22 protein-coding genes and 1 tRNA gene are annotated in these 23,892 nt (G+C 74.5%); 2 read left to right on the forward strand and 21 right to left on the reverse strand.

Going from position 1 to position 23,892, the window contains the following annotated elements:
• Nucleotides 1–146: 146 nt before the first annotated feature.
• Nucleotides 147–2,369, reverse strand: coding sequence for an SPFH domain-containing protein (locus tag ABZ621_RS12200; protein ID WP_360603378.1), 2,223 nt, complete (start codon nucleotides 2,367–2,369; stop codon nucleotides 147–149).
• A 26-nt stretch (nucleotides 2,370–2,395) separates the two neighbouring features.
• Nucleotides 2,396–3,772: a peptidoglycan-binding protein gene (locus ABZ621_RS12205; RefSeq protein WP_360603380.1), complete on the reverse strand. Its 1,377-nt coding sequence runs from the start codon at nucleotides 3,770–3,772 to the stop codon at nucleotides 2,396–2,398.
• A gap of 195 nt (nucleotides 3,773–3,967) precedes the next feature.
• On the opposite strand from ABZ621_RS12205, the gene ABZ621_RS12210 reads away from it, so the two are divergent.
• Nucleotides 3,968–4,041: transfer RNA gene (locus tag ABZ621_RS12210), tRNA-Lys, on the forward strand.
• A gap of 55 nt (nucleotides 4,042–4,096) precedes the next feature.
• Here ABZ621_RS12210 and ABZ621_RS12215 read toward each other — a convergent pair.
• The 14 genes from ABZ621_RS12215 to ABZ621_RS12280 form a co-directional block, all read right to left on the reverse strand.
• Nucleotides 4,097–5,068: a glycoside hydrolase family 6 protein gene (locus ABZ621_RS12215; protein ID WP_360603382.1), complete on the reverse strand. Its 972-nt coding sequence runs from the start codon at nucleotides 5,066–5,068 to the stop codon at nucleotides 4,097–4,099.
• A gap of 377 nt (nucleotides 5,069–5,445) precedes the next feature.
• Nucleotides 5,446–6,093: a class F sortase gene (locus ABZ621_RS12220; protein WP_360603384.1), complete on the reverse strand. Its 648-nt coding sequence runs from the start codon at nucleotides 6,091–6,093 to the stop codon at nucleotides 5,446–5,448.
• Nucleotides 6,094–6,095: 2 nt separating this feature from the next.
• Complete coding sequence (locus tag ABZ621_RS12225) at nucleotides 6,096–6,677, reverse strand: hypothetical protein (RefSeq protein ID WP_360603386.1); 582 nt, start codon at nucleotides 6,675–6,677, stop codon at nucleotides 6,096–6,098.
• A gap of 91 nt (nucleotides 6,678–6,768) precedes the next feature.
• Nucleotides 6,769–7,548 (reverse strand): HAD-IIA family hydrolase, encoded by a 780-nt coding sequence (locus ABZ621_RS12230; protein ID WP_360603388.1) that lies wholly within the window; start codon nucleotides 7,546–7,548, stop codon nucleotides 6,769–6,771.
• A gap of 80 nt (nucleotides 7,549–7,628) precedes the next feature.
• On the reverse strand, nucleotides 7,629–9,167 hold the full coding sequence (locus ABZ621_RS12235; protein ID WP_360603390.1) for an alkaline phosphatase family protein: 1,539 nt from the start codon (nucleotides 9,165–9,167) through the stop codon (nucleotides 7,629–7,631).
• 133 nt (nucleotides 9,168–9,300) lie between these two features.
• A complete protein-coding gene (locus ABZ621_RS12240) occupies nucleotides 9,301–10,359 on the reverse strand; it encodes a 2-aminoethylphosphonate ABC transporter substrate-binding protein (protein WP_360603392.1) in 1,059 nt (352 codons plus the stop codon).
• Nucleotides 10,360–10,385: 26 nt separating this feature from the next.
• Complete coding sequence (locus ABZ621_RS12245) at nucleotides 10,386–11,183, reverse strand: ABC transporter permease subunit (RefSeq protein WP_360603394.1); 798 nt, start codon at nucleotides 11,181–11,183, stop codon at nucleotides 10,386–10,388.
• Nucleotides 11,170–12,039, reverse strand: a complete 870-nt coding sequence (locus ABZ621_RS12250; protein WP_360603396.1) for a 2-aminoethylphosphonate ABC transporter permease subunit — start codon at nucleotides 12,037–12,039, stop codon at nucleotides 11,170–11,172. The genes ABZ621_RS12245 and ABZ621_RS12250 overlap by 14 nt, the downstream gene beginning before the upstream one ends.
• Entirely contained in the window at nucleotides 12,032–13,084 is a 1,053-nt protein-coding gene (locus ABZ621_RS12255; RefSeq protein ID WP_360603398.1) for an ABC transporter ATP-binding protein, read from the reverse strand. Before ABZ621_RS12255 ends, ABZ621_RS12250 begins: the two co-directional genes overlap by 8 nt.
• Nucleotides 13,081–13,767 carry a phosphonatase-like hydrolase gene (locus ABZ621_RS12260; protein ID WP_360603400.1) on the reverse strand — a complete coding sequence of 229 codons (687 nt, stop codon included), beginning with the start codon at nucleotides 13,765–13,767 and terminating at the stop codon, nucleotides 13,081–13,083. The genes ABZ621_RS12255 and ABZ621_RS12260 overlap by 4 nt, the downstream gene beginning before the upstream one ends.
• 5 nt (nucleotides 13,768–13,772) lie before the next feature.
• Nucleotides 13,773–14,894, reverse strand: a complete 1,122-nt coding sequence (locus tag ABZ621_RS12265; RefSeq protein WP_360603402.1) for a TIGR03364 family FAD-dependent oxidoreductase — start codon at nucleotides 14,892–14,894, stop codon at nucleotides 13,773–13,775.
• A 135-nt stretch (nucleotides 14,895–15,029) separates the two neighbouring features.
• Nucleotides 15,030–15,797, reverse strand: a complete 768-nt coding sequence (locus ABZ621_RS12270; protein ID WP_360603404.1) for a GntR family transcriptional regulator — start codon at nucleotides 15,795–15,797, stop codon at nucleotides 15,030–15,032.
• Between the two features lie 66 nt (nucleotides 15,798–15,863).
• Nucleotides 15,864–16,829: a hypothetical protein gene (locus ABZ621_RS12275; RefSeq protein ID WP_360603405.1), complete on the reverse strand. Its 966-nt coding sequence runs from the start codon at nucleotides 16,827–16,829 to the stop codon at nucleotides 15,864–15,866.
• 108 nt (nucleotides 16,830–16,937) lie between these two features.
• Nucleotides 16,938–18,146, reverse strand: a complete 1,209-nt coding sequence (locus ABZ621_RS12280; protein WP_360603563.1) for an ROK family transcriptional regulator — start codon at nucleotides 18,144–18,146, stop codon at nucleotides 16,938–16,940.
• A 65-nt stretch (nucleotides 18,147–18,211) separates the two neighbouring features.
• Between ABZ621_RS12280 and ABZ621_RS12285 the strand changes: the two genes are divergently transcribed.
• Nucleotides 18,212–19,321, forward strand: a complete 1,110-nt coding sequence (locus tag ABZ621_RS12285; protein ID WP_360603407.1) for a Gfo/Idh/MocA family oxidoreductase — start codon at nucleotides 18,212–18,214, stop codon at nucleotides 19,319–19,321.
• Here ABZ621_RS12285 and ABZ621_RS12290 read toward each other — a convergent pair.
• From ABZ621_RS12290 to ABZ621_RS12310, 5 genes are all read right to left on the reverse strand, one after another.
• Nucleotides 19,284–20,822 (reverse strand): choice-of-anchor A family protein, encoded by a 1,539-nt coding sequence (locus ABZ621_RS12290; protein ID WP_360603409.1) that lies wholly within the window; start codon nucleotides 20,820–20,822, stop codon nucleotides 19,284–19,286. The genes ABZ621_RS12285 and ABZ621_RS12290 overlap by 38 nt on opposite strands.
• 123 nt (nucleotides 20,823–20,945) lie before the next feature.
• Nucleotides 20,946–21,815 carry a fumarylacetoacetate hydrolase family protein gene (locus tag ABZ621_RS12295; RefSeq protein ID WP_360603411.1) on the reverse strand — a complete coding sequence of 290 codons (870 nt, stop codon included), beginning with the start codon at nucleotides 21,813–21,815 and terminating at the stop codon, nucleotides 20,946–20,948.
• A gap of 104 nt (nucleotides 21,816–21,919) precedes the next feature.
• Nucleotides 21,920–22,672 (reverse strand): YidC/Oxa1 family membrane protein insertase, encoded by a 753-nt coding sequence (locus ABZ621_RS12300; protein WP_360603413.1) that lies wholly within the window; start codon nucleotides 22,670–22,672, stop codon nucleotides 21,920–21,922.
• A 220-nt stretch (nucleotides 22,673–22,892) separates the two neighbouring features.
• On the reverse strand, nucleotides 22,893–23,198 hold the full coding sequence (locus ABZ621_RS12305) for a DUF6412 domain-containing protein (protein WP_360603415.1): 306 nt from the start codon (nucleotides 23,196–23,198) through the stop codon (nucleotides 22,893–22,895).
• A gap of 32 nt (nucleotides 23,199–23,230) precedes the next feature.
• Nucleotides 23,231–23,803 (reverse strand): helix-turn-helix domain-containing protein, encoded by a 573-nt coding sequence (locus ABZ621_RS12310; protein WP_360603417.1) that lies wholly within the window; start codon nucleotides 23,801–23,803, stop codon nucleotides 23,231–23,233.
• Between the last annotated feature and the right edge of the window lie 89 nt (nucleotides 23,804–23,892).

Genomic DNA, 23,892 nt, shown 5'->3' on the forward strand with positions numbered 1-23,892 from the left:
CGCCGGATCATCCGGATTATGCCGAGGGAACGGTTTAGGTCTAGACCAAGTACCAAGGTAGGGACGGAAGTTGAACATGTCCATACCAACGGCGAGGGCGGCCGGGAAGACCCGACCGCCCTCGTGACGGAGACCCGAACCGGCCGTCAGGCACCCTCCCCCGGGCCGCCGCGGCCCGTGTAGAACGCCACCGTCAGGTCCTTCACCAGCGCCTTCCGCTCGTAGTCGTCCAGCTCGACCAGACCACGACTGGTCAGCCGGTGGACCACGTCGTCCACCGCGTCCACCACCGACGTCAGGACGCTGTCCCGGTGCTTCGCGTCGATCGCCGCGATCCGGCGGCGGCGCATCGCCTCCGCGACCTCGGGGGCGTACTCGATCCTCGTCGGCTGCGCCGAGAACACGTCCAGGCCGACCGGGGCGCACTCCGCCGACAGCATCCGGGTCAGCGCCTCGCCGACCGCCTCCGCGTCCCGGAGCGTCGGCGCGTCCTCGTGGAACGCGTCGGCCGGCAGCTGCGACAGCACCCGGGCCATCGCCGCCTCCACCTGCTCGCGCAGGTAGTCCTCGTGGCCGTCGACCCCGAGCGCCGCGCGGACGGTGTCCCTGACCCGCCACACCACGAGGACCGTCACGTCCAGGGCGGTGCCCTTCGCGTCCACCGCCGGCAGCGGCTCGCTGCGCCAGTGGCGGAGCCGGACGTCCACCCGGCGGCGCAGCAGCAGCGGGCTCGCCCACACCAGTCCGGTACGGCGGACGGTGCCGCGGTACTCGCCGAACAGCGTCAGCACCCAGGCGTACCCGACCCGGCCCCGGCCGAGGCCGCCCACCGCGAACAGCAGCACCAGCACGCCGAGCGCCAGCAGCGCCCACTGGGCGAGGTGGATGCCGTGGTACGGGCGCGGGGGCAGGCCCAGCATGCGCGCGAGCTCGGCGGGGACGGCGCCCGCCCACCACACGACGGCCGCGCACCCCACCAGCGCGAGCAGCCCGCCGACGATGCCGACCCAGCCCGGCAGCACCGCCGCCGGCCGCTCCACCAGCGCCGGATCGGCCGTCGGCGCGGGGCGCGCGGGGCCGGGGCGGGCGTGCTTGGTCGTGGGCCTCGGGATGACGGTCTGCTTCGCCTTCCGCGCGGCGGGCGGCGCCATGGCGACGGTGTCGGGGCCGCCGTCGTCGGCGACGGCGGCGGCACCGGCACCGGCACCGGCACGGAAGAGCAGATGGACCGGGATCGACCCGGTCGTCTCCGCCCCGATGAGGTTCTTCCGGCGCGGCAACCGCCCCACTCCCGCGACCGGTACCGCGACCGACGCGACCCGCATCCCGGTGATCCGCCCGAAGTCGAGCAACTCCCGCTCCTCCTTGAACACACCGACCCCCTCACCGCCCCGGGTCCGCCCCGACGCGGCCCCGGAACCGGAACCCGCCGAAGCCGCCCCCGCCGAGCCCTCCGCGACACGGGCCGCGGCCGCGGCGGCGGCCGCCCGAGCGGGAACGACGCCCGCCGAAGCCGAGGCGGGCCCCGCGCCCGCGGGAGCCGGGGTCGCCCGAGGACCGTCCGGCACCGGGGCCTTGGTCCGGCCCGGCGCGACGGCCGCCGAACGCGACACCGCACCCGCCTCACGGGCGGCCGGCTCCAGGGCCGCCGCGGCGACGGGATCGCCCGGCCGGGCAGGGGCCGCAGGCTCCGCCGCCGCGTGCGAACCGGCCGGCGAACCGGAGCCCTGCGCCGGGGCCGGACCGGCCAGGGTCTCCACGCGGGCCGAGCCCTCCGGGGCACCGGCTGTGCCGACGGGCGCCGGGGGCGTGGCCTGGCCCGGCGCGACCTCGACCGCGGCCGCGACCGTAGGCGACACCGCGCCACCCGCCTCGCGGGCGGCGGGCGTCGGGCCCGCCACGCCGGGATTCCCCGGCGGGGCCACGGGCGCGACCGGCGCGGGGCCCGCGGGCGCGGGCGCGGCCGCAGGGCCCGCGCCGGTCGCCGGGGTGGCCGGCGCGGGCCCCACGGGCGCCGGGGTGACCGGCGCGGGGCCGACGGGCGCCGGGGTGACCGGCGCGGGCCCGGCGGGTGTCGGCATGGTCGGCGTGGGCCCCGTGGGCGCCGGGGTGGCCGGCGCGGGGGTGACGGGTGTCGGTGTGGGCGGCGGGGTGGCCTGGGGGTGTCCCGGTGGGGCGGTGGGTGTCGGGGTCGGGGGGGACGGTGGGTGGACGGTGGGTGTGGGGGGCTCCGCCGCGGCCGGTGCGGGGTCCGCGGAAGCCTCGGTGGGAGGGCGGCGGGGGAGGGTGCCGTCGGTGAGGCGGCGGGCCGTGCGCGCGGCGTCGCGGGAGGCCGCCGCGCCGGAGTCGTTGGGGGGTGCTGCCGTCATTCGGGGTCCACCTCATGCTCTCGGGGTCATCGGAACAAACGCCGCCAGGTCTCCGGGCCCGGGTAGCCGTCGGCCGCTGCGCCGCGCCAGCCCTGTGCCCGCTGGAACGCCTCGACGTTGCGGCGGTCCGCCTCCGTCCAGCGCGGACCGGGTCCCGACAGGTAGTGCTTGCCGAAGCCCCGCTTCACCAGTTGTTTGCCCAGCTTCTCCACATATGCGTTGGATTGGCCCGGACGGAAGGAGCCACGCCCGGGGAACCCGTTCGCATCTGTGCTCGGACCGCTCGAACCACTCGAACCGCCGATGTCCTTGCCCTTCCCCGAGACGAGCAGCGCCCAGGTGTGCGGGCCCGGCAGGCCGTCCGCCTCCGTGCCCTTCCAGCCCTGGGCGCGCTGGAACGCCTGGGTCGCCCTGCGGTCGGCCTCGCTCCACTTCGGACCGGCCCCGGCCGCGTAGAAGCGCTGGGCGCCGCGCTGGATCAGCATCTGTCCGAGCCGCGTCACGTGCGCGTTGTTCGCGCCGGGCCCGAACTTCGCACCGCCGGGGTACGCCACCGTGCCCGTCGGCGGTGCCGTCGCCCCGCCGCCCGCGCCGGTGCCGCCGCCGGCCAGGCCCTTGTAGCGGTACGCCACGTACCGGGAGGAGTTCTCCCAGTACGCCATGGGCGTGGCCTGCTTCCGGGTGCGCGGCTTGGTCTGCTCGTACGCGATGTACGACGTGTGGGTGTAGTCCGTCCAGCCGCCGAAGATCGTCACGTGCGAGCCGCGGGTCGGGTTGGCCGGGTTGTGGAAGAGCAGGATGTCGCCGGGCTGGAGCTGGGTCCGGTCGATGCGGACGGCGAAGCGGTCGAGGCTGCCGGTCCACTCGTTGCTGCGCAGGTTCCAGGCCATGGAGATGTAGCCGGAGCAGTCCTGGCGGTACCCGTCCGACCAGTACTTCTCCATCGAGTACGGCACCTGGGCCGTGACCCAGGTCTTGGCCCGGTTGATGATCTCCGTGCGGGTCGTCTTCCGCAGCGTCTCCGTCGAGATCTGACTGGTCGTCGGGACGGCGCCCGGGGTCGGTCCGCCGTCGGCCTGCGCGGCGGGCGGGCCGTGCAGCGGGGCGCGGCCGCCCTGCGGGGTGTCGGCGCCCAGGGCGGCGTCCGCCGCGTCCGCCGTGCCCGCCGCGTCGGACGGGGCCACGGGCACGAGGGCGGTGGCGATGCCGCTCGCCCCTCCCCCGCCCAGCACCGCGCCCGCCGCCGTCACCAGGACCAGGGCCCGGCGGGCGCCGTGGGCCGCCGGGTGACCGCCCGCGCGGACCGGCAGCCCCAGGGCGAGGTCGCGGCGGTGCCGGGCGCAGCCCGGGCAGCCGCAGTCGGGCGCGGGTTCGAATTCCTCGAAGGCCGGCACGCTGCTCATGTGATCCCCTCCACACTCGTCAAGATCCCTTTGGGCCTCGTTTCGGGCGCCAGTTTCTCAACTGTCTGGACAAATCGCATTTTGACGGATCAACGGCCTGATACGACCATCCGACAGGCCGGAGGGCGGGACGGAAGGGGCGACTGTTGGTCGGGAGCACCCCTGGAGGTCGGGTAGAGTTATCTCTGTCAGCAGGCGCCGCTAGCTCAGTTGGTTAGAGCAGCTGACTCTTAATCAGCGGGTCCGGGGTTCGAGTCCCTGGCGGCGCACCGACAGAGAAGGCCCCTCGCGAAAGCGAGGGGCCTTCTTGTTGTCGTGGCTCAACTACCGTGCGTTGCGGGCCAGTTCCAGGGCGTAGGAGTCGAACCACTCCCCCGCGCGCGGGCCGCCCCGGCACTCCCCGTCCGACTCTCCCGGCCGCTTGATCCACAGATAGGCGCGGACCAGCGGGTCGCCCGTGCGCAGGGTCGGCGGCTCGCCGAGGGCGCGGCCCGGCGGGTTGCACCAGTTCTCCGCCGGGTCGCCCGCCGTGTAGGGGCCGTTTCCGTTGCGGCTGGTGTCGACGACGAAGGGCTTGCCGCCGACCAGGGCGGAGAGCGTGCGACCGTACGCCACGCTCTCCTTGGTCGTGCGGTAGTTCGAGACGTTCACCGCGAAGCCGTCGGCGGATGCGATGCCGGCCCGCCGGAGGGGGTCGGCCAGCTTCTCCGGCGCGGCCCAGCCGGCGTTGCCCGCGTCCAGGTGGACGGTGGTCCCCGGCTGCCGCTGGAGGCGCTCGACGGCGGCCTTGAGCAGGGCGTACCGCTCGGCGTGGTGCTCGGCGGGGGCGCAGCCGTCGATCATGTGCATCACCGCGTCCGGCTCCAGGACCACCGTCGCCCGGCGCGGGCCGATCCCCCGGGCGACGGCGTCCACCCAGGCGAGGTACGCCTTCCGGTCGGGCGCGCCGCCGGCCGAGTGCAGGCCGCAGTCGCGGTGCGGGATGTCGTAGAGGACGAGCAGTGAGGCCCGGCCGGCCTTCGTCGCGGCCTCGGTGAGGGTCCGGGCCTCCGCCTCGGGGCGGTCGGTGCCGATCCACTCCGCTGCGGGGCGGGTCGCGATCCGGTCGAGCAGCGCGGCCTCGGCGGCGCGGCCGGCGGCGCGGTGGGCGGCGGCGGCCCGGGCGGCCTTCCCGTCGGGGTTCACCCAGTAGGGGGCGTCTGCCGCCGGGGGCGGGGCGGGGGCGGCGCTCGCGCGTGCGCAGGCCGCCGCGGCGAGGAGGGCGAGGGCGGCGGCGGGGGCTCGGCGTGCGGGCATGCGGGCCTCGGGGCGCGTTCGGGGTGACGGAGTCGCGCCCATCGTGGCACGCGGCTCCCCGAACCCACGCGAGGCAGGGCCCTCCGCGGTCGCCGCCGTCCCTGCACCCAAACGCGCCCGTCTGCCGCGCCTCGGCTTTACGCGCCTGAAGCCGCACCTGCTGTACGGCGCGGTGCGGGTGCGGGTTCAGGCGCAGGTGCGGAGGCACCCGCAAAGGGCGCCGTTCCGTTGTGCCCACCCTCCCCCGAGCTCTCGGCTTCGCTCGAGCAGGGGGACCCCCATCGCCCCAGCGGAACGATTGCCCACAACGGAACGGCGGCGACGGGTGGGCAACGCCCTGGCGGAACCGGGGCCCACAACGGAGCGGCGGCGGGGCGCTACTCCGTGGCCGTCAGGTAGGCCGAGACGACCACGTTGGCCGTGTAGGTGCCGGTGGTGTGGTCGAAGGTGCCGCCGCAGGTGATGAGGCGGAGTTCGGAGCGGGTGGGGTCGTGCGGGCCGTAGACCTTGCCGGCGTCGAAGGCGTCGCGGGGGACGACGGAGACGTCGTCGACGGTGAAGACCGCGACGGAACCGTCCGTCCGGGTGACGCGGACGGTCTCGCCGGGGCGGGTGGCGCTGAGGCCGTAGAAGACGGCGGGCCGGGTCTCGGTGTCGACGTGGCCGACGAGGAGCGCGGGGCCCGCCGCGCCGGGCGTGGTGCCGGGGCCGTACCAGCCGACGGTGTGCGGCAGCTCGTACGGCGGCGGGTCGACCGCCCCGGTGGCGTCGAGGCCCCGGGGGACGACGGGGGCGTCGATGCCGAGGGCGGGGAGCTCGACGCGGCGGGGCTCCGCGGCCCCGGACATCGGCGGGCGGGACGGGGGCAGGGGCACGCCGAGCGGGCGGCCGACGGCGGCTATGTCGCCGTGGGTGGGGGCCGAGCTGCCGCCCGGGCCGCGGACGGTGTCCTGGCCCCAGAGCCAGAGGCCGAGGAGCAGGACCGCCCAGGCCACGCCGGTGACCGGGCGGCTCGACGCGGCCACGCCTATTCCGTACGCCGGCGGCGGGAGCTCCGGAAGGCGACCGCGACGGCGGCGACGGCGGCCATGCCGAGGCCGAGCAGGGTGTACGGGGTGCCGAGGCCGTCCTCGCTCGCCGTCTGGGCGACGCCGGGCGCGGCGGGGGCCGCGAAGGCCGCGGTGCCGCCGCCGCCCGCGCGGACCGGGGCGACCGGGACCGCCGGGTCCGGGCGGTGGCTCGGCCGGTCCTGGTGGTGGCGGACGGTGAAAGTGCCGACGTCGGGGTGGTCGTGGCCGTCGCAGGTGACGGTGACCTTGTACGTGCCGTCCTGAAGGCCCGTGCGGACGGTGGCGCCGCCGAAGAGGGCGTAGGCGCCGCCGTCCCGGCCGGTGAGCTCGGCGTCCGCGACGAACGCCGGGGACTTGGCGGCGCCGGTGGTGCCCTTGCACCCCTGGGCGCGGACGTCGACGTCGGCTCCGGGTGCGGCGGTGGACGGGGTGACGGTGACCTGGACGCCGTCGTGGGCGAGGGCGGTGGCGGCGCCGGGAACGAGCACCAGAGCCAGTGCCGCCCCTGCGGCACGGAGAGCGAGGGGACCTGAACGCATTGTGACCTCCTGGTACTGGCAGGGTCACCCGGTTCGGCGCGTTTCGCATCCGCAGGGGCGGCGGAGCGTGCGGACTGCACGCGGTCGCGGACTACACGCGGTCGACGAGGTCCGCGATCGACTTCACGACCTTGGAGGGGCGGAAGGGGAAGCGGTCGATCTCGGCCTCCGAGGTGAGGCCGGTGAGGACGAGGAAGGTCTGCATGCCCGCTTCCAGGCCCGCCAGGATGTCGGTGTCCATCCGGTCGCCGATCATGGCGCTGGTCTCGGAGTGGGCGCCGATCGCGTTGAGCCCGGTGCGCATCATCAGCGGGTTGGGCTTGCCGGCGAAGTACGGCTGCTTGCCGGTGGCCTTGCTGATGAGGGCGGCGACGGAGCCGGTGGCGGGGAGCGGGCCCTCCAGGGAGGGGCCGGTCTCGTCGGGGTTGGTGCAGATGAAGCGGGCGCCGGCGTTGATGAGGCGGACGGCCTTGGTCATGGCCTCGAAGGAGTACGTGCGGGTCTCGCCGAGGACCACGTAGTCGGGGTCGTGGTCGGTGAGGACGTAGCCGATGTCGTGGAGGGCGGTGGTGAGGCCGGCCTCGCCGATGACGTACGCGGTGCCGCCGGGGCGCTGGTCGTCGAGGAACTTGGCGGTGGCGAGCGCCGAGGTCCAGATGTTCTCGACGGGGACGTCGAGGCCCATGCGGAGCAGCCGGGCGTGCAGGTCGCGGGCGGTGTAGATCGAGTTGTTGGTGAGGACCAGGAACGGCTTCCCGGTCTCCCGCAGCTTCCTGATGAACGCCTCGGCGCCGGGGATCGGAACGCCCTCGTGGATGAGGACGCCGTCCATGTCGGTGAGCCAGGATTCGATCGGCTTGCGCTCTGCCATGGGTGCGGGACTCCTGCCGTACAAGTCGTGCGTGTGCTGGGGGCGACGCGACTGCGCTGTGGCGACGCCCCCAGCGTAGGTCAGGAAGTGGTCACGGTGACCCCGTCGAGCGTCCAGTACCAGTTGTTGGAGCCGGTGTAGCGGAAGCGGAAGCTGACGTTCGAGGCGCCGGCGGGGACCGGGACGGAGAGGGACTGGGGCTGGGAGATCACGTCGGAGGTGTAGCTCTTGACGAGGGTCGGGGTGCCGCCGTTGAAGGAGGCGAGCACCTGGGCGACCTGGGAGCCCTCCTGGCGGTAGAGGGTGGTGAAGCCGAGGGTGACGCGGGCGGCGCCGGTGACCGCGTACGCCGGGGTGACCAGGGTCGTGTCGTACGCGCCGGAGAAGGACTTGTCCGCCCACTCGTCGGAGTCGGCGACGGCGAAGACGCCGCGGGCGCGGACGTTGAGCTCGCGGGACTGGTCGCGCTGGGCGCGGGACCAGAACTCGTCGGTGGCGAAGGACCAGCCGCGCCACTCGGTCACGCCGCCGGTGCCCATGGCGCCGTTGATGACGGACCAGCCGGCGGGCGGGGTGTGGGTGAAGCCGAGGACTCCGGCGGGGATGCCGGTCTCGTCGACCCGGCCGCCCAGCGAGCCGTACAGGGCGTCGAAGGGGTCGGTGGAGCGGTCCTGGATCGGCTTGCCGTCGAGGCCCCAGGACGGGTCGGGGACGATGCCGAGCTGGCGGAAGACGGTGGCGGCGACGTCGACGAGCCGGGTGTCGATCGGGCGGGCGCCGGCGGCGATGCCGGGGCCCTGCGCGAGGACGAAGGTGCGGCGCTCCTCGATGGCGGAGCCGCCGTGGCCGCCGGCGTCGGTGTGGCCGTGGTCGGTGGTGACGATCACGGTCCAGCGCTCGGAGGCGTACGTGGGACGGGCCTTGATCGCGGTGAGGAGGCGGCCGAGGTAGCCGTCCTGGACGGCGATGGCGTCGAGGTACTTCTGGCTGGCGGCGCCGTGGTTGTGGCCGATCTCGTCGGTCTCGCCGAAGTAGACGAAGAGGACGTCCGGGTTCTGGTCACGCAGGACCTGCTCGGTGAGGTCGGTGATGACGGCGTCGTTGACGACGTAGTTGTTGTTGTAGACGAGCTTGGCGTCGGCGCCGGGGGTGACCGTGCCGTGGGTGTCGAGCTCGGGCCAGTCGACGGCGGCGAAGAGCGAGAGGCCGGGGCGGACCTGGTTCAACCGGGCCAGGAATCCGGGGTACTTGGCGTAGTTCTTGCCGGTGAAGGTGTTGTCCCTGACGCCGTGCTTGTCGGGCCAGACGCCGGTGGAGATGGTCGACCAGCCGGGGCCGGAGGAGGTCGCGGCCATCGGGTTGGCGTAGAGCAGGGAGCGGCCGTAGGTGCCGTTCGCCATCAGGGACTTGAGGGCGGGGGCGTTCGCGGCGTCGATGCGGTCGTACCGCAGGCCGTCCATGCCGACGACGAGGACCTTGTCGGGGCTCGTGCCGTTCGGGAGCGTCGGGGCGGCGGCCGCCTGGGCGGCGGGGGCGGTGGCGAGGCCGGTGGCGGCGAGGGCCGTACCGGCGGCGCCGGCGGCGAGCACGGTACGGCGGGAGATGCCGGGGAGCGGCATGTCGGTGTCCTCCACGAGAGGGGGAAAGGGGTGGATACGCACACCAACGCCCCTGACTTCTCAGGGGCGTTGGTCCGTACCCGTTATCTTTCCGCTATCTGCGGAGGGGGTCGAGGGGACGTGCGGTGAACTCTCAGCTGCCGGTCGCGGACTTCCACGCGTCCACGTAGGACGACAGGTTCGTGTCGATGTCGGCCCAGTCCGGCTCGAAGATCTCGACGCCCTCGATCAGCTTCGCCAGCTCGATGGCGTTGGCGTCGGTGGCCTTGATGTCCTTGCGGGCGGGGAAGCCGCCGCCGACGGCGCTGACCTCGCGCTGGGCGCCCTCGCCCAGCATGAAGTCGAGGAGCTTCTTGCCGTTCTCGGTGTGCGGGGCCCTGTCGACGAGTCCGGCGGCGTAGGGCAGGGCGAAGGTGGTGGGCTTGCCGCCCTCCTTGGCCGGGAACCAGATGGCGAGGTTCGGCATGGACTTGGCCTGGGCGAAGTTCATCTGCACGTCGCCGTTGGCGACGAGGAGTTCGCCCTTGTCGACCTTGGGGGCGAGCTTGGAGGTGGAGGAGGACGGGCCGACGTTGTTGGCCTGGAGCTTCTTCAGGTACTCCATGGCGGGCGCCTGGCCGCCGAAGTCGTGCATGGCCTTGATGAGGACGGCGGTGCCGTCGCCGGCGACGCCGGGGGTGGAGTACTGGAGCTTGTTCCTGAACTTCCCGTCGAGGAGGGCCTCCCAGGTGCCGGGGGCCTCGGGCAGCTCCTTCTTGTTGTGGATGAAGCCGAAGTAGTTGTTGACGACGGAGGTCCAGGAGCCGTCGGCGGCCTTGTCGGCGCCGTCGACCTGATCGGCGCCCTTCGGCGTGTACTTCTGCAGGAGGCCCTTGGAGCCGGCCTGCTGGATGAAGGGCGGGAGGGTGACGATGACGTCGGCCTGCGTGTTGGACTTCTCGCGGAGGGCCCGCTGGACCATCTCCCCGGAGCCGCCCTCGACGTACTTCACCTTGATGCCGGTCTCCTTCTCGAAGTCGGCGAAGACCTTGTCGTACCAGCCGTCGCCCTTCTCGCCCTTGAGGCCGTCGGCGCTGTAGACGGTGACGACCTTCTCGTCGGAGGCGGCGGAGGAGCCGCCGCAGGCGGTGAGGGAGGCGGCGAGGGCGAGGGCTCCGGTGACGGCGGCGACCGGCTTGGCGTACATGCGCATAACGTCGTTCTTCTCCTGCGTGAGGGTTATCGGTAGGACGCTCTGGTGCGGATACGGGAGACGGCGAGCAGGACCAGCAGGGTCGTGGCCATGAGGACCACGGCCAGCGCCGATCCGGTGAAGAGGGACCCGCGGTCGGTGGCGGTGAAGACCAGCACCGGCAGCGGCATCCAGTCCGGCGGGTAGAGCATCATCGTGGCGCTCAGCTCTCCCATGGACAGGGCGAAGCAGAGCCCGGCGGCGGCGCTCAGCGAGGGCAGCAGCAGGGGCAGCTTGACCCGGAACAGGACGTACGAGGGGCGGGCGCCGAGTCCGGCCGCCGCCTGCTCGTACAGGGGGTCGAGGCGGCGGATGGCCGCCGAGACCGACTGGTGGGCGAAGGCCGTGACCAGGACCGTGTGGGCCAGGATCACGATCCAGCGGGTGCCGTTGAGGAGCAGCGGCGGCCGGGAGAAGGCCACCAGGACGGCGAGGCCGACCACCACCGACGGCACGGCGAGCGGCAGCACGAACAGCGCGTCGAGGATCCGGCGGCCCCTGCCGCGCAGGGCGGCGGCGGTGAGCGCGGCCCAGGTGCCGAGGGCGAGGGCGAGGAGGCTCGCGGCGACGGCGGTGACGAGGCTGGTCGTCAGGGCCTGGAGGGACTCGCCGCGGACGGCGGCCGCGTAGTGCTCGGTGGTCGGCCCGGAGGGGAAGGCGCCGGACCAGTGGGTGGAGAGGGAGGCGGCGACGATGACGAGGAGGGGGACGGCGAAGAGCGGTACGAAGAGGACCGCGAAGGCGAGCCAGGACGCCCACCGTCCGGTACGGCTATGCACCAGCACGCTTGCTCACCACCCGGTAGACGGCGTAGAGGCCGACGGAGATCGCGACGTTGACGACGGCGACGACGCAGGCGGCGGCGTAGTCGGATTCGAGGATGGCCTTGGAGTAGACGAGCATCGGGAGGGTCGTGACGCCCTTGGCGCCGGTGAAGAGGACGATGCCGAACTCGTTGAGGCACATGACGAGGACGAGGCTGCCGCCGGCCGCGAGCGCGGGCAGCGCCTCGGGGAGGATCACCTTCCGCACGATCCGCGCGGGCCGGGCGCCGAGCGAGGACGCCACCTCCAGCTGGGCGGTGTCCAGCTGGGAGAAGGCGGCGAGCAGCGGCCGCATCACGAAGGGCGTGAAGTACGTGATCTCGGCGAGGAGCACGCCCCACGGCGTGGTGAGGAAGTGGAACGGCCCCTCGGCGGCTCCCGTGGCGCCCGTCCACAGTCCGTTGGCCATGCCGACCGTGCCGTACACGAAGAGCAGGGCGAGGGTGATGAGGAAGGAGGGGAAGGAGAGGAAGACGTCGATGAAGCGGGAGACCGCCTTCGCCCCGGGGAAGGGCACGAAGGCGACGATCAGCGCGAGGACGAAGCCGAGGACGAGGCAGCCGACGGTGGCGCCGACCGCGAGCCACACGGTGGTGACCAGCGCGTCCCGGAACGAGGCGGAGGCGAAGACGTCGGCGTACGCGCCGGGCGCGAGCGACTCCTGGACGACGAGCCCCAGCGGGTAGAGGAAGACCACCCCGAGGACGGCGATGGGCGGCAGGGCCCAGACCCAGGTGGGGACGGTACGGCTCCGGGGGCGGCGGGCCTCCGCGACGGCGGGCGGCGCGGAGGCCGGGGCGGTCGAGGCGCTAGCCATCGTTCACCCCGGCCGCCAGCAGCACCGCGTCCTCCGGCGCGAAGTGCAGGGTGATCTCCTGGCCCAGCGGCGGCGTGTCCCGCAGCTCCCGCACGTCGGCCTTCACGCGGTGCCCGTCGACGTCGACGTACAGCCGGTGGGTGGCGCCCCGCCACTGGACCTCGGCGATCCGGCCGCGCAGGGCGTTGGGGCCCTCGCCGAGGCCGATGAGGTGGGGGCGGACGCAGAGGGTGGCGGAGGCGCCGGGGGCCGCGTCGCCGACCGGGACCTTCAGGGCGGCGCCGGCGAACTCGACGCCGTCGGAGCCGACCCGGACCGGCAGCAGGTTGGCGTTGCCGACGAAGGAGGCGGTGAACGCGGTGCGGGGCCGCCGGTACAGCTCCTGCGGGGTGCCGCAGTCCTGGAGCCGTGCCTTGTCCATGACGGCGATCCGGTCGGCGAGGGTGAGCGCCTCGACCTGGTCGTGGGTGACGTACAGGATGGAGACGTCGGGGAGTTCGCGGTGGAGCCGGGCCAGCTCGGCGAGCATCCCGGAGCGGAGCTGCGCGTCGAGCGCGGAGAGCGGCTCGTCGAGGAGGAGGACGTCGGGGCGGATGGCGAGGGCGCGGGCGATGGCGACGCGCTGCTGCTGTCCGCCGGAGAGCTCGCGGGGGTGGCGCTTGGCGTAGGCGCCCATCCCGGTCATCTCCAGGGCCTCGGCGACCCGGCCGGGGATCTCGGCCTTGGGGTGCTTGCGGGCCTTGAGCCCGAAGGCGACGTTCTCGTCGACGCGCAGGTGCGGGAAGAGGGCGTACTGCTGGACGACCATCCCGATGCCCCGCTTGTACGGCGGCAGGCCGGTGACGTCCCGGTCGCCGATGTACACGCGGCCGGCGGAGGGCTGGACGAAGCCGGCGACGGTCCGCAGGGCGGTGGTCTTGCCGGAGCCGGAGGGGCCGAGGAGGGCCATCACCTCGCCGGGTTCGACGGTGAGGGTGAGCGCGTCGAGGACGGTGGTGTCCCCGTAGGCGACGGAGACGCCGTCGAAGCGGATGCCGCTGGTCACGACTCGTACTCCCGTATCGCGGCGGGGAGATCGGCGACGGAGGCGAGGACGTGGGTGGCGCCGTGCTCCGTGAGGGCGGGCTCGCCGTGGGCGCCGGTGAGGACGCCGGCGACGATCCCGGCGCCGGAGCGGGCGCCGGTGAGCATGTCGTACGAGGTGTCGCCGGCGACCACGGTCCGGCGCACGTCGTCGACGGCTCCGGTGCGGAGGAAGGCGGCGAGGACCATGTCCGGGTACGGGCGGCCGCGGCCGCCGGCGTCGGCCGGGCAGAGGGTGAGGTCGGCGAGGTCCCGCCAGCCGAGCGCGTCGAGGATGGCGTCCTGGGTGACGCGGGCGAAGCCGGTGGTGAGGACGACGGTACGGCCCTGCCCGCGGAGTTCCGCGACGGTCTCGGCGGCGCCGGGGACCGGGGCGATCAGGCCCTCGGAGACCAGCTCCCCGTACGCCTCCTCGAAGGCCGCGTTGGCCTGCCGGGCGCGGGTCTCGTCGCCGCCGAGGAGGTGGCGGAAGACGGAGATCTTGGACTCGCCCATGGTGGCGCGGACGTGGTCGATCATCGTGGCCGGGTCCTCGCCGAGGCGTTCGGCGGCGGCCGTGAAGGCGCGCTCGACGAGGCCGTCGTCGGCGACGGTGGTGCCGGCCATGTCGAGGACGATCAGGTCGAGGGTGTTCTGCGTGGTCATGTGTGTCACCAGCCCAGTTCGTTCGCGGTCGTCTCGGCGATGGCGGGCGAGCAGGTCATGCCGCGGCCGCCGGGTCCGGTCACGAGCCAGACCCCGTCCCGTACCCGCTGGCGGTGGACGACCCGGGTGGTGTCCACGCACTGCGCGTACACCCCGGCCCAGCGGCGGCGGATCGCCGGCAGCGGGCGGCCGAGCAGGGACTCGACGACGCGGACGAGGTGCTCGTAGGGGTCCTCGACGGTGTCGAAGGCGAAGGGGTGCTCGTACTCGTGGGTGTCGCCGATGGTCAGCCCGCCGTCGAGGCGCTGCACCATGAGCAGCTGCATCTTGTGGGCGGCGGCGGTCGGGTCCTGTGCCTGGCCGGCGCCCAGCGCGTCGAGGGCCTCGGAGGCGTAGGCCGGGTAGTAGCGGAAGGAGTCCGCGTCGGCGACGGAGGTGGTCAGCGGCTCGCCGAGGGGGGCGGTCTGCATCATCTGGAGGCGGACGCGGCGGACGGGTACCGGCCCCGCGACCTCGCGGACGAGGCCGGAGAGCCAGGCGCCGGTGCACAGGACGACGGCGTCGCCGCTGTGCAGGTCGCCGTGGTCGTCGCGGACGGCGTGCTCGCCGACGACCTCGCGGACCTCGCGGTTCGGGAGGAAGGTGTAGCGGCCGGTGGCGAGGAGGGCCTCGCGGAGGGCGAGCTGCGCGGTGCGCGGTTCGACGGCGGCGTCCCGCTCGCACCACAGGGCGGCGTCGAAGGCGCCGCGCAGGGCCGGGTTGACCGCCCGCGCCTCCTCGGGGGTGAGCAGCTTGTAGCCGCGGGCGGGGGCGTCCGGGCGGGCCACGGCCGCCTCGGCGACGGCCAGTTCGAGCTCGCCCCGGACGGGGGTGAGGGAGCCGATGGCCCGGAAGCCGAGGCCGGGGACGCGGGCGCCGATCCCCTCCCACAGCTCGCGGGCGCGCAGGGCGGTGTCGAGCTCCTCGCCGCCCGCCCGTCCGCTGACCCAGATCTGGCCGAAGTTCCTCAGGGAGGCTCCGCGCGCCTCGGCCTCGCGCTCGATGTGTACGACCTCGTGGCCGCGTTCCACTGCCTGCCAGGCGTGCATGGTGCCCACGACGCCTGCTCCTACGACGATCACCTTCATGCCGTCCACGGTCGGGGCGGCGGGTGGCCCGCGCCGGTCGCGTGGGCGACGGGACGGTGAACGGCCCGACAAGCTTGGACTAGACCCGTTACCTTCTCGTGATGCAGAAGGGGGTGGAGATCGGGTGCCGTCCGTTCAGTCCTGGCGGCCGAGGTGGGTGGTGAAGCTGAAGCGGTCGCCCCGGTAGAGGGTGCGGACCCGCTCCAGGGGGCGGCCGTCCTCGTCGCGGGAGAGGCGGTGCAGGAGCAGCATCGGGAGGGCGGGCGGGGTGCCGATGAGGAGGGCCTCGCGCGGGGTGGCGAGCACGGTCTCGATCCGCTCGTCGGCGTCGCCGAAGGAGATGCCGAGCCGGTCGCGGAGGTAGCCGTAGAAGGAGGAGTCCGGGTCGAAGTCGGTGTCGAGGCCGGGGACGCGGGCCTCGGAGACGTACGTGCTCTCCAGGCCGACCCGCTCGTCGTCGGCGAGCAGCACCCGCTCCATGTGCCAGACGGGCTCGCCGGGCGCCACGCCGACCTCGGGGGCGAGCGCCTCGGTGCAGGGGAAGCGGTCGAGGGAGACGATGCTGCGGCCCGGGCGGCGGCCCTGGCGGCGGACGCCCTCGGTGTAACTCGCGAGGGAGAGCGGCTGTTCGAGCTTGGGCCCGGCGACGACCGTGCCCCGCCCCCGCCGGCGCAGCCTGCCCTCCAGGAGCAGCTCGCGCAGGGCCTGCCGGACGGTCTCCCGGGACACCTCGTAGCGCACGGCGAGGTCGCGCTCGGTCGGCAGCGCGCCCCCCTCCCCCAACTCGTCGACGAGCAGGGCGAGTCGCGCCTTCACGGCGTAGTACTTGGGCACCCGGCCGTGCTCCGGGACACCGGAACGGACGGGGGCGCCGGGGGCGCTGGGGGCGTGGTGGTGGTTCATCCGGCGATCGTCGCAGACGGGGGTGAACGGGAAGGTGTACGGAGGGTGACCTGCCGGTTCGGCGCGTCAGCGGCCGCTCAGGCGGCGCCCGGCGCGGACGAGGAGGGCGCCGGCGAGGGCGAGGGCCGCCGCCCAGGGAGCCAGGCGGGCGGCCTCCTCCCGTCCCGTGCGGGCGAGTTCGGGCCGGGACGGCGAGACGGGGGCCGCGTCGGTGGAGGACGGCGGCGGGAGGGGGGACCGGTCGGGTACGGGGGTGGGGGCGGCGGACGGGGACGCCGGGGGCTCGGCGGGCCCGGTCGGCACGCCGGGGGTGGGGGCGGTGCCGGGGACGGGCGGCCCGATCGTGAGGCGGTAGTCGTCGGAGCGTCCGACCCAGTCGCCGTCGGCGCCCCGGCGCTGGACGAGCGCGGCGTTGACGACGACCTCGTCGGGCACGGCGTCCGCGCGGAAGGCGAGCCGGACGGGGACGGTGACGGTACGGCGGGCGGGGACGGCGAATCCGTCGAAGTCGGAGGCGGGGGCGGGGGTTCCGGTGCCGGTGCCGGTGGGAGTGGGGGTTCCGGTACCGGCGGGAGTGGGGTTTCCGGTGCCGGCGGGGCTGTCGGCGCCCTCGGCCCCGGTGAACGCGCCGACGCTCTCCGCCTCCTCGGTCGCCTCGAAGGCGACGGGCCGCCAGCGGGCGCCGTCCGCGTCGTAGAACTCCAGCCGGATCTGCTCGGGCCGCAGCACCCGCTTCTCGTCGGTGAGGACGAGCACCGGATGGACCTGCGTGCAGGCCCGCCCGGTGGTGTTGCGCACCTCCAGTTCCCAGCTCCGGAAGGCCCCGCCGGCGGGGTAGTCGGCGGAGCCGTCGTCCTGGATCCGGGTTTCGAGCGGGAAGCCGGAACCGGAGTCGGCGCCGCAGACGGGCGCGGGAGCGGGGGCCGCGGAGGCGGCGGGGGCGGCGGGGGCGGGGAGCAGGGTGCCCGTCAGCGCGACGGCCGCGGCGGCGAGGGCACGGGCGCTGCGCAGGGGCCGGGGGGCGGATGCCATGTGCGGTTGCCTTTGCTGCTCGCGGACGTACGTCTCGCCCGCGACGCTGCCACAGGGCGGGCCCGGAACTCCCCGGCGACACCGCCGGGGAGTTCCGGATCCGCCCGATCAGCGTATGGTCCGCTCTTCCGACGAGTAGGACCGCGGGTGCGCCGGCGGGGCCAGGCCGAAGACGGGGGCGAGGACCAGCTGGGCGGCGCCGCGCGCCACGGCGTGCGGGACGGCCGTCACCTCGACCGGGGTCGGGAGCCGCCGGTCGGCGAGGACGGCGGCGACGCCGTCCGCGAAGACGTCCGGCGCCCCGAGCACCACCCGGCCGCCGAGCAGGACCCGGTCGATGTCGAGGAGCCGGACCAGGTTGGCCGCGCCGGCGCCGAGGATCCGGGCGGCCTCGGGCAGCTCGCCCCGCGCCACCGCCGCCAGGCACAGCACCTCCAGGCAGCCGTGCGCCCCGCAGTCGCAGCGGGGCCCGTCGAGCTGGACGGTCTGGTGCCCGAGCTCGCCCGCCCCGGTCCGCTCGCCCCGCAGCGGCACCCCGCCCACGACGAGCCCGGCGCCGAGCCCCGTACCGAGGTGGACGTACGCGAACGAGCGCGGCGCGCCGGGCCGGACGGCGAGGTCGAGGGCGGCGGCGTTCGTGTCCTTGTCGAGCACGACCGGCAGGCCGAGCCGCCCCTCCAGCGCCTCCCGCACCGGGGACCCGTCCCACACCGCCGCCCCGGTGACCCGCCCCGCCACCCCGCTCCGGTGCTCCAACGGCCCGGGCATCGCCACCCCGAGCCCGAGCACACGGAGCCGGGGCGGAGCCGCGCCCGGTAGGGGCGGGGCCGCCTCCGGTACGGGGGGGGCCGCTTCCGGTATGGGCGGAGCCGCCTCCGGCACCGGTGGGGCCACCTCCGCCAGGAGGGCTCGCACGGCCTGGACCAGGGTCTCCAGGACCCGGGGCGGGCCGTCGGACAGGGTGACCGGGTGGCGGCGGACGGCGAGCGGGGTGCCGGTGAGGTCCGTGAGGACGACGGTCAGTTCGTCGCGGTCGAGGTGGACGCCGATCGCGTGCGCGGCCCCGGGGACCAGGCGGAGGACCGTACGGGGCTTGCCGCCGGTCGAGGCACGGTGGCCGGCCTCCGCCGCCAGACCCTCCGCGCGCAGCCGGGCGGTGATCTTGCTGACGGCCTGCGGGGTGAGGCCGGTGCGGGCGGCCAGTTCCAGGCGGCTGATGCCCTCCTCCCCCGCCGTCCGCAGCAGGTCCAGGACGAGCGCCGCGTTGTGGCCGCGCAGCGCCGTCAGGTTGGCGCCGCCGCCGGGGTCCGTCCTCATCACCGTCACCCGCCCATTCTCCCCCCTGTTTGCACTTCGGCAACAGTGTTGCTTAAGTGGCGACCATGACGACCACCCCCCTCCCCCTCCGCGTCGGCCTCGTCGGCTACGGCGTCGCGGGCTCCGTCTTCCACGCCCCGCTCGTCGCCGCCACCCCCGGCCTGACCCTCGCCGCCGTCACCACCGGCGACCCCGGGCGCGCCGCCGAGGCGCGGGCCGCGTACCCCGGCGTCGAGGTGCTCGCCCGGCCCGAGGAGCTCTGGGCGGACGGGGCCCCCGAGCTGGACCTCGTCGTGGTCGCCTCCCCCAACAAGACCCACGTCCCGCTCGCCGAGGCCGCCCTGAGGGCCGGCCTGCCCGTCGTCGTCGACAAGCCGCTCGCCCCGACCGCCGCCGAGGCCCGCGCCCTCGCCGCGCTCGCCGAGGAGCGCGGCCTGCTGCTCTCCGTCTTCCAGAACCGGCGCTGGGACAGCGACTTCCTCACCCTCCGCCGTCTCCTGGACGAGGGCGAGCTCGGCGAGGTCCAGCGCTTCGAGTCCCGCTTCGAGCGGTGGCGGCCGCGCCTCAAGGGCGGCTGGCGCGAGTCCGGCGCCCCGGAGGAGGTCGGCGGTCTGCTCTACGACCTCGGCAGCCACGTCGTCGACCAGGCCCTGGTCCTCTTCGGCCCGGCCGTCTCCGTGTACGCGGAGGCGGACGTGCGCCGCCCGGGCGCCGAGGCCGACGACGACACCTTCCTCGCGCTCACCCACGCGAACGGCGTCCGCTCCCACCTGTACGTGAGCGCCACCACCGCCCAGCTCGGCCCGCGCTTCCGGGTGCTCGGGCAGCGCGCCGGCTTCGTGACGTACGGCCTCGACCCGCAGGAGGCGGCGCTGCGCGAGGGGCTGCGGCCCGGCCCCGGCACCGGCTGGGGCGAGGAGCCCGAGGCGCTGTGGGGCCGGATCGGCTCCGGGGAGTCCCCGCTGACCGGCGGCGGGACGCCGGTCGAGTCGGTGCCGGGGGACTACCCGGCGTACTACGCGGCCGTCGCCGCCGCCGTACGCGGCACCGGGCCGAACCCGGTCACCGCGCACGAGGCCGCCGACGCCCTGGACGTCCTGGAGGCGGCGCGGCGGTCGGCCCGCGAGGGCGTCACCGTCAGGCTGCGCCGTTCGACCGACGGCGCCGGCGGCTGACGGCGACGAGGAGGCCGCCGCCGAGGGCGAGGCCGGCCGCCGTCACCCCCATGACGACCTTCCCGGTGCCGGCTCCGGTCTCGGGGAGTTCCCCGCCGCCGCCGGGGCCGGAGCCGTGGTGGCCGCCGGTGTCGTCACCGTAGCCACCGTCGGACCCGCCGCCGTCCGTCGTTCCGCCGTCCGTCGTGCCGCCGTCGGCGGAGTCGGTCGGGCTGGGCGTGGGCTCGGTGGGCGTGGGGTCGGTGGGCGTGGGCTCGGTGGGCGTGGGCTCGGTGGGAGTGGGTTCCGTCGGGGTCGGCTCGGTCGGCGTCGGCTCCGTGGGCGTCGGCTCGGTCGGGGTGGGCTCGGTCGGGGTGGGCTCGGTCGGCGTGGGCGTGGTCTCCGTGGGGGTCGGCTCCGTCGGGGTCGGCTCGGTGGGCGTGGGGTCCTCGTCGCAGGACGGCAGGTCGCCGTCGAACGGGTAGTTGTGGATCTCCTGGCCGCCGCCCCCGCCCGGTTCGGAGGCGTGGGTCAGGTTGCCGGTCGTGAAGAACCGGCCGTTCATGCCCGGCATGGTGATCGTCGCCGTGCTGGCCTGGTTGCCGACGAGGACGCTTCCCGCGAACTGCGCGGTGCCCTCGAACTTCACCCGGGTCGCGTCGGGGAAGTTCCACAGCAGCCGGTCGCGGAGCCCCGGCAGGCCGTTGATGTAGGTGTCGATGGTGCGGTCGTCGCCGAGGACGTTGACGAGGACCGTCGCGTTCGCGGGGATGTTCGCGAAGACGATGCCCTGCTGCCCTCCACCCGCCGTCTCCAGGTCGAAGTCGACGGTGAAGACCTGGAGCGCGGAGGTGCCGTCGCCGGTGAAGACGGTCTCGGAGCCGTTGTTGACGGCCGTTCCGGTGGCGGTGCGGGAGGCCCCGTCGACGTACGCGTAGCACTGGCTGGCGTCGGTCAGCTGGTCGCGCAGCGCGAGGTACGGGGTGACGGCGGAGGCGCTCTTGACGGGCGTCGGGACCACGGTGCCGGTGACGGTGCCCGCGTACAGCGTCTCGCCGCTGATCGTGCCCTCCTCGGTGAGGAGGCGCTGGCCGCCGGCGACGGTGATGTTCCCGCCGACGTTGAGGAAGGGTTCGTCGTCGTCGGGCACGACGCGCGAGCCGACGCCCGCGATGCCGACGTTGTAGACCTGGGAGACGTCCGCGCGCTTGGCCTGGTCGACGTTGCCGAGGACGACGACCTTGCCCTCGGCCTCTGCGGCGGCCTCCCGGACGAGGAAGTCGCCGCCGACGTAGACGTTGATGGCGTTGTCGCGCCACACGACGTCGCCGTTGTTGATGTCGGGGTACGTGGGCGGGCACTTACCGGGCTTGCAGGGGCCGAGGCCGCCGGGGAGCGGATCGGCGACGCCGGTGACGGCGAGCCCGCCGACGAGGGCGCCGGCGGCGAGGACCGCCGTCGCGGCGGAGAGGGCGAGACGGGCTCTGCGGCGAGGGACGCGGTCGGTCTTCACGGGTTCCATACGCGGCAATATGCATAAAAAGAGACGAAAATGGCGGCATCCCACGCGGGGTTCCGCCAGAATCGCCGACCGCGCGGCCCGACGGCGCCGGCTGCGTGACGGACCGTCGGGAAGCGCGGCCCGTCAGGCGCTCTTCAGTTCCTGCCGCTGGCGGCCCAGGCCCTCGATCTCCAGCTCGACGACGTCGCCGGGACGGAGGTACGGCTTGGGCTCCGGCTGCCCCATGGCGACACCGGCGGGCGTGCCGGTGTTGATGACGTCACCGGGGTAGAGGGTCATGAACCGGCTCACGTACCGCACGACCTCTGCGACCGGGAAGATCTGGTCCGAGGTGTGGCCGTCCTGCTTCAGCTCGCCGTTGACCCAGAGGCGCAGGGTGAGGTCCTGCGGGTCGGGCACCTCGTCGGCGGTGACCAGCCAGGGCCCGAGCGGGTTGAAGGTCTCGCAGTTCTTGCCCTTGTCCCACGTGCCGCCGCGCTCGATCTGGAACTCGCGCTCGGAGACGTCGTGCGCGAGCGCGTACCCGGCGACGTGCGCCAGGGCCTCCTCGTCGGTCTCCAGGTAGCGGGCGGTCCGGCCGATGACGATCGCCAGCTCGACCTCCCAGTCGGTCTTCACCGAGCCGCGCGGCACGAGCACGGTGTCGTCCGGGCCGACGACGGTGTCGGCGGCCTTGAGGAAGACGACCGGCTCGGCCGGGGTGGCCTGGCCGGTCTCGGCGGCGTGGCCGTGGTAGTTCAGCCCGATGCACACGACCTTGCCGATCCGGCCGACCGGCGGGCCGACGCGCAGCCCGGTGGAGTCGCCGGAGCCGCCGAAGGCGGGCAGCACGCCGGCCTCGGCGGCGGCGCGGATCCGGTCGAGCGTGGCGGTGTCGGAGAGCAGACTGCCGTCGACGTCTTCGGTGAAGGCGGACAGGTCACGGAGGGTCCCGTCCCCGTCGAGGAGGGCGGGACGCTCGGCGCCCGGCGGGCCGACTCGCAGCAGCTTCATGGTCTTCTCCCTGTGGTCGAGGTGGGCCCGGGGGGAGGCCCTTCGGTGCCCCGGCCGATGGAGTGCGGCCATCGGAGGATCGTCCGATCCTCCAAGACTCGCGTTCAGCCCGCAAGACCCCGTTCAGCCTGCGGACCCTTACGCATGAGTAGCGCGCGCTCGACGACGGCCCAGGTGGTGCTGGTGACGAGGTAGAGCGCGACGGCGAGCGGCACGAACGCGACGGTCACGACCGTCCCGAAGGAGAGCAGCGGCAGGATCCGCCCCACGGCCGCCGCGGGCCCCTGCGCCGGGGCCGTGGACCGGGCCAGGGCCCGGGCCTGCCGCGCCTCCCGGCGGGTCCTGAGGTACTGGTACGCGGCGACGGCGAGGGCCACCGCGAAGAGGGCGAGGTAGACGAGCCCGGCCGGCCCGAAGGGTCCGCCGTCGCCGAGGGCCCCGGTCCAGCGGCCGTCGAGCGGCGCGGCGAAGAGCCCGTGCCCGCCCATCCGGTCGCCGGAGGAGAAGAGCGCGTACAGGAGGAGGAAGGCGGGCGCCTGGAGCAGGCTCGGCAGGATCCCCGCGAACGGCGAGACCTTCTCCTCGGCGTGCAGGTCCAGGATCGCCCGCTGGAGCCGCTCCGGCCGGCGCTTGTGCTTCTCCTGGAGCGCGGCGATCCGGGGCGCGAGCCGCACCCGGGCCTGCTGCCCCCGCACGGCGGCGCGGGAGAGGGGGTGGACGGCGAGCCGGACGAGCACGGTGAAGAGGACGACGGCGAGGGCGGTCGAGGCGTCCGCGGCGAACGGCTGGAGCAGCGCGGCGAGCCGGTCGACGAGCGCGGAGAAGGCGTCGAGGAGCGGGGACGGGAAGAAGGACAAGGGAACCCTCCGGGGTTCGTCGTGCCGGGGACGGAGTGGTGCTTCTCGGCATGACGGACCGCGCGAAGGCGTCTCGCGGGGGTGGACGCGGCTACGGCGCACGGGTGCGGCGCAGCGGTCCGGCGCACGGGTACGGGTACGGGTACGGGTACGGCTACGGCGTGCGGGAGCCGCGTACGGGTACGGCGTACGTGCCTGTACGGATGGGGTGCGGGAGCGCCTACGCGGTCGTCGGGAGGGGGAGCCCCGGCGCCCGGGGCCGGCGGCGGCCCGCGGCGTCGGGGTCGCGCTGCGGGAGGAAGGCCGTACGGCGGGCCCGGTCGCGCAGCGCGGTGCGTATGCGCGTGGGCGGCACGGCCGGAGCCGTACGGACTCCGAGGAAGGCGCAGGCGACGGCGGAGACGGCGAGGACGACGGCGGAGCCGACGGAGCCGTCCGCGAGGACGAGCCCCGCGAAGGAGATCACGAGCAGGATCGGGAGCAGGACGAGGGGCGCGACTCGCCGCAGGACCAGACTCCCGCTCATCACGCCCCCCGTTCCCTGAACTTCACTGTCCGTCACGTAGGACGAACGGTCGTACGGGAAGGTTCCCGGCGTTCCTGATGTGCCGCCGGCTCCAGCGGCGTGAGCAGCCGGCGCGGCGCGAGGAGCGCCCGGGCGACGGGCTCGGCGGGGTCGGGGTCGAGCCCGGCACCGGGCCGCATCTCCACGTCGGCGGGCGCGACCGGGACGCGGCAGGCGGGGCACTCGCCGGACGCGCCCAGTTCCGTACCGCAGTCGGCGTGGTGGAAGTCGCGCATGGGCAGGGTGCCGGGCACCTCCGCCCTCCCCCAGGCGCCGAGGGCCCACAGGACGGGCCAGAGGGCGAGGCCGCGCCCGGTGAGGACGTACTCGTCGCGGGGCGGGGACTCCTGGTAGCGGCGGCGGTCGAGGACGCCGGCTTCGACGAGCGCCTGGAGCCGGGCGGCGAGGACGGCGCGGGGGGCGCCGAGGTGGGCGAGGAAATCGCTGTAACGGCGGACACCGTAGAAGGCGTCGCGCACGATGAGGAGCGTCCAGCGCTCGCCGACGATCTCCAGGGCGCGGGCGATGGAGCACTGCTGCTGGGCGTAGTCCTTGCCGAGGGCCATGGGAACCAGCGTAACAAAGGGGGTTCATTGAACGAACCGACCGGAGTATGGTCTGAGTTCAATGACTGAACTGACATGTTCCCCCTAGC

Source organism: Streptomyces sp. NPDC007863, from assembly GCF_040633895.1.
Taxonomy (GTDB): Bacteria; Actinomycetota; Actinomycetes; order Streptomycetales; family Streptomycetaceae; genus Streptomyces.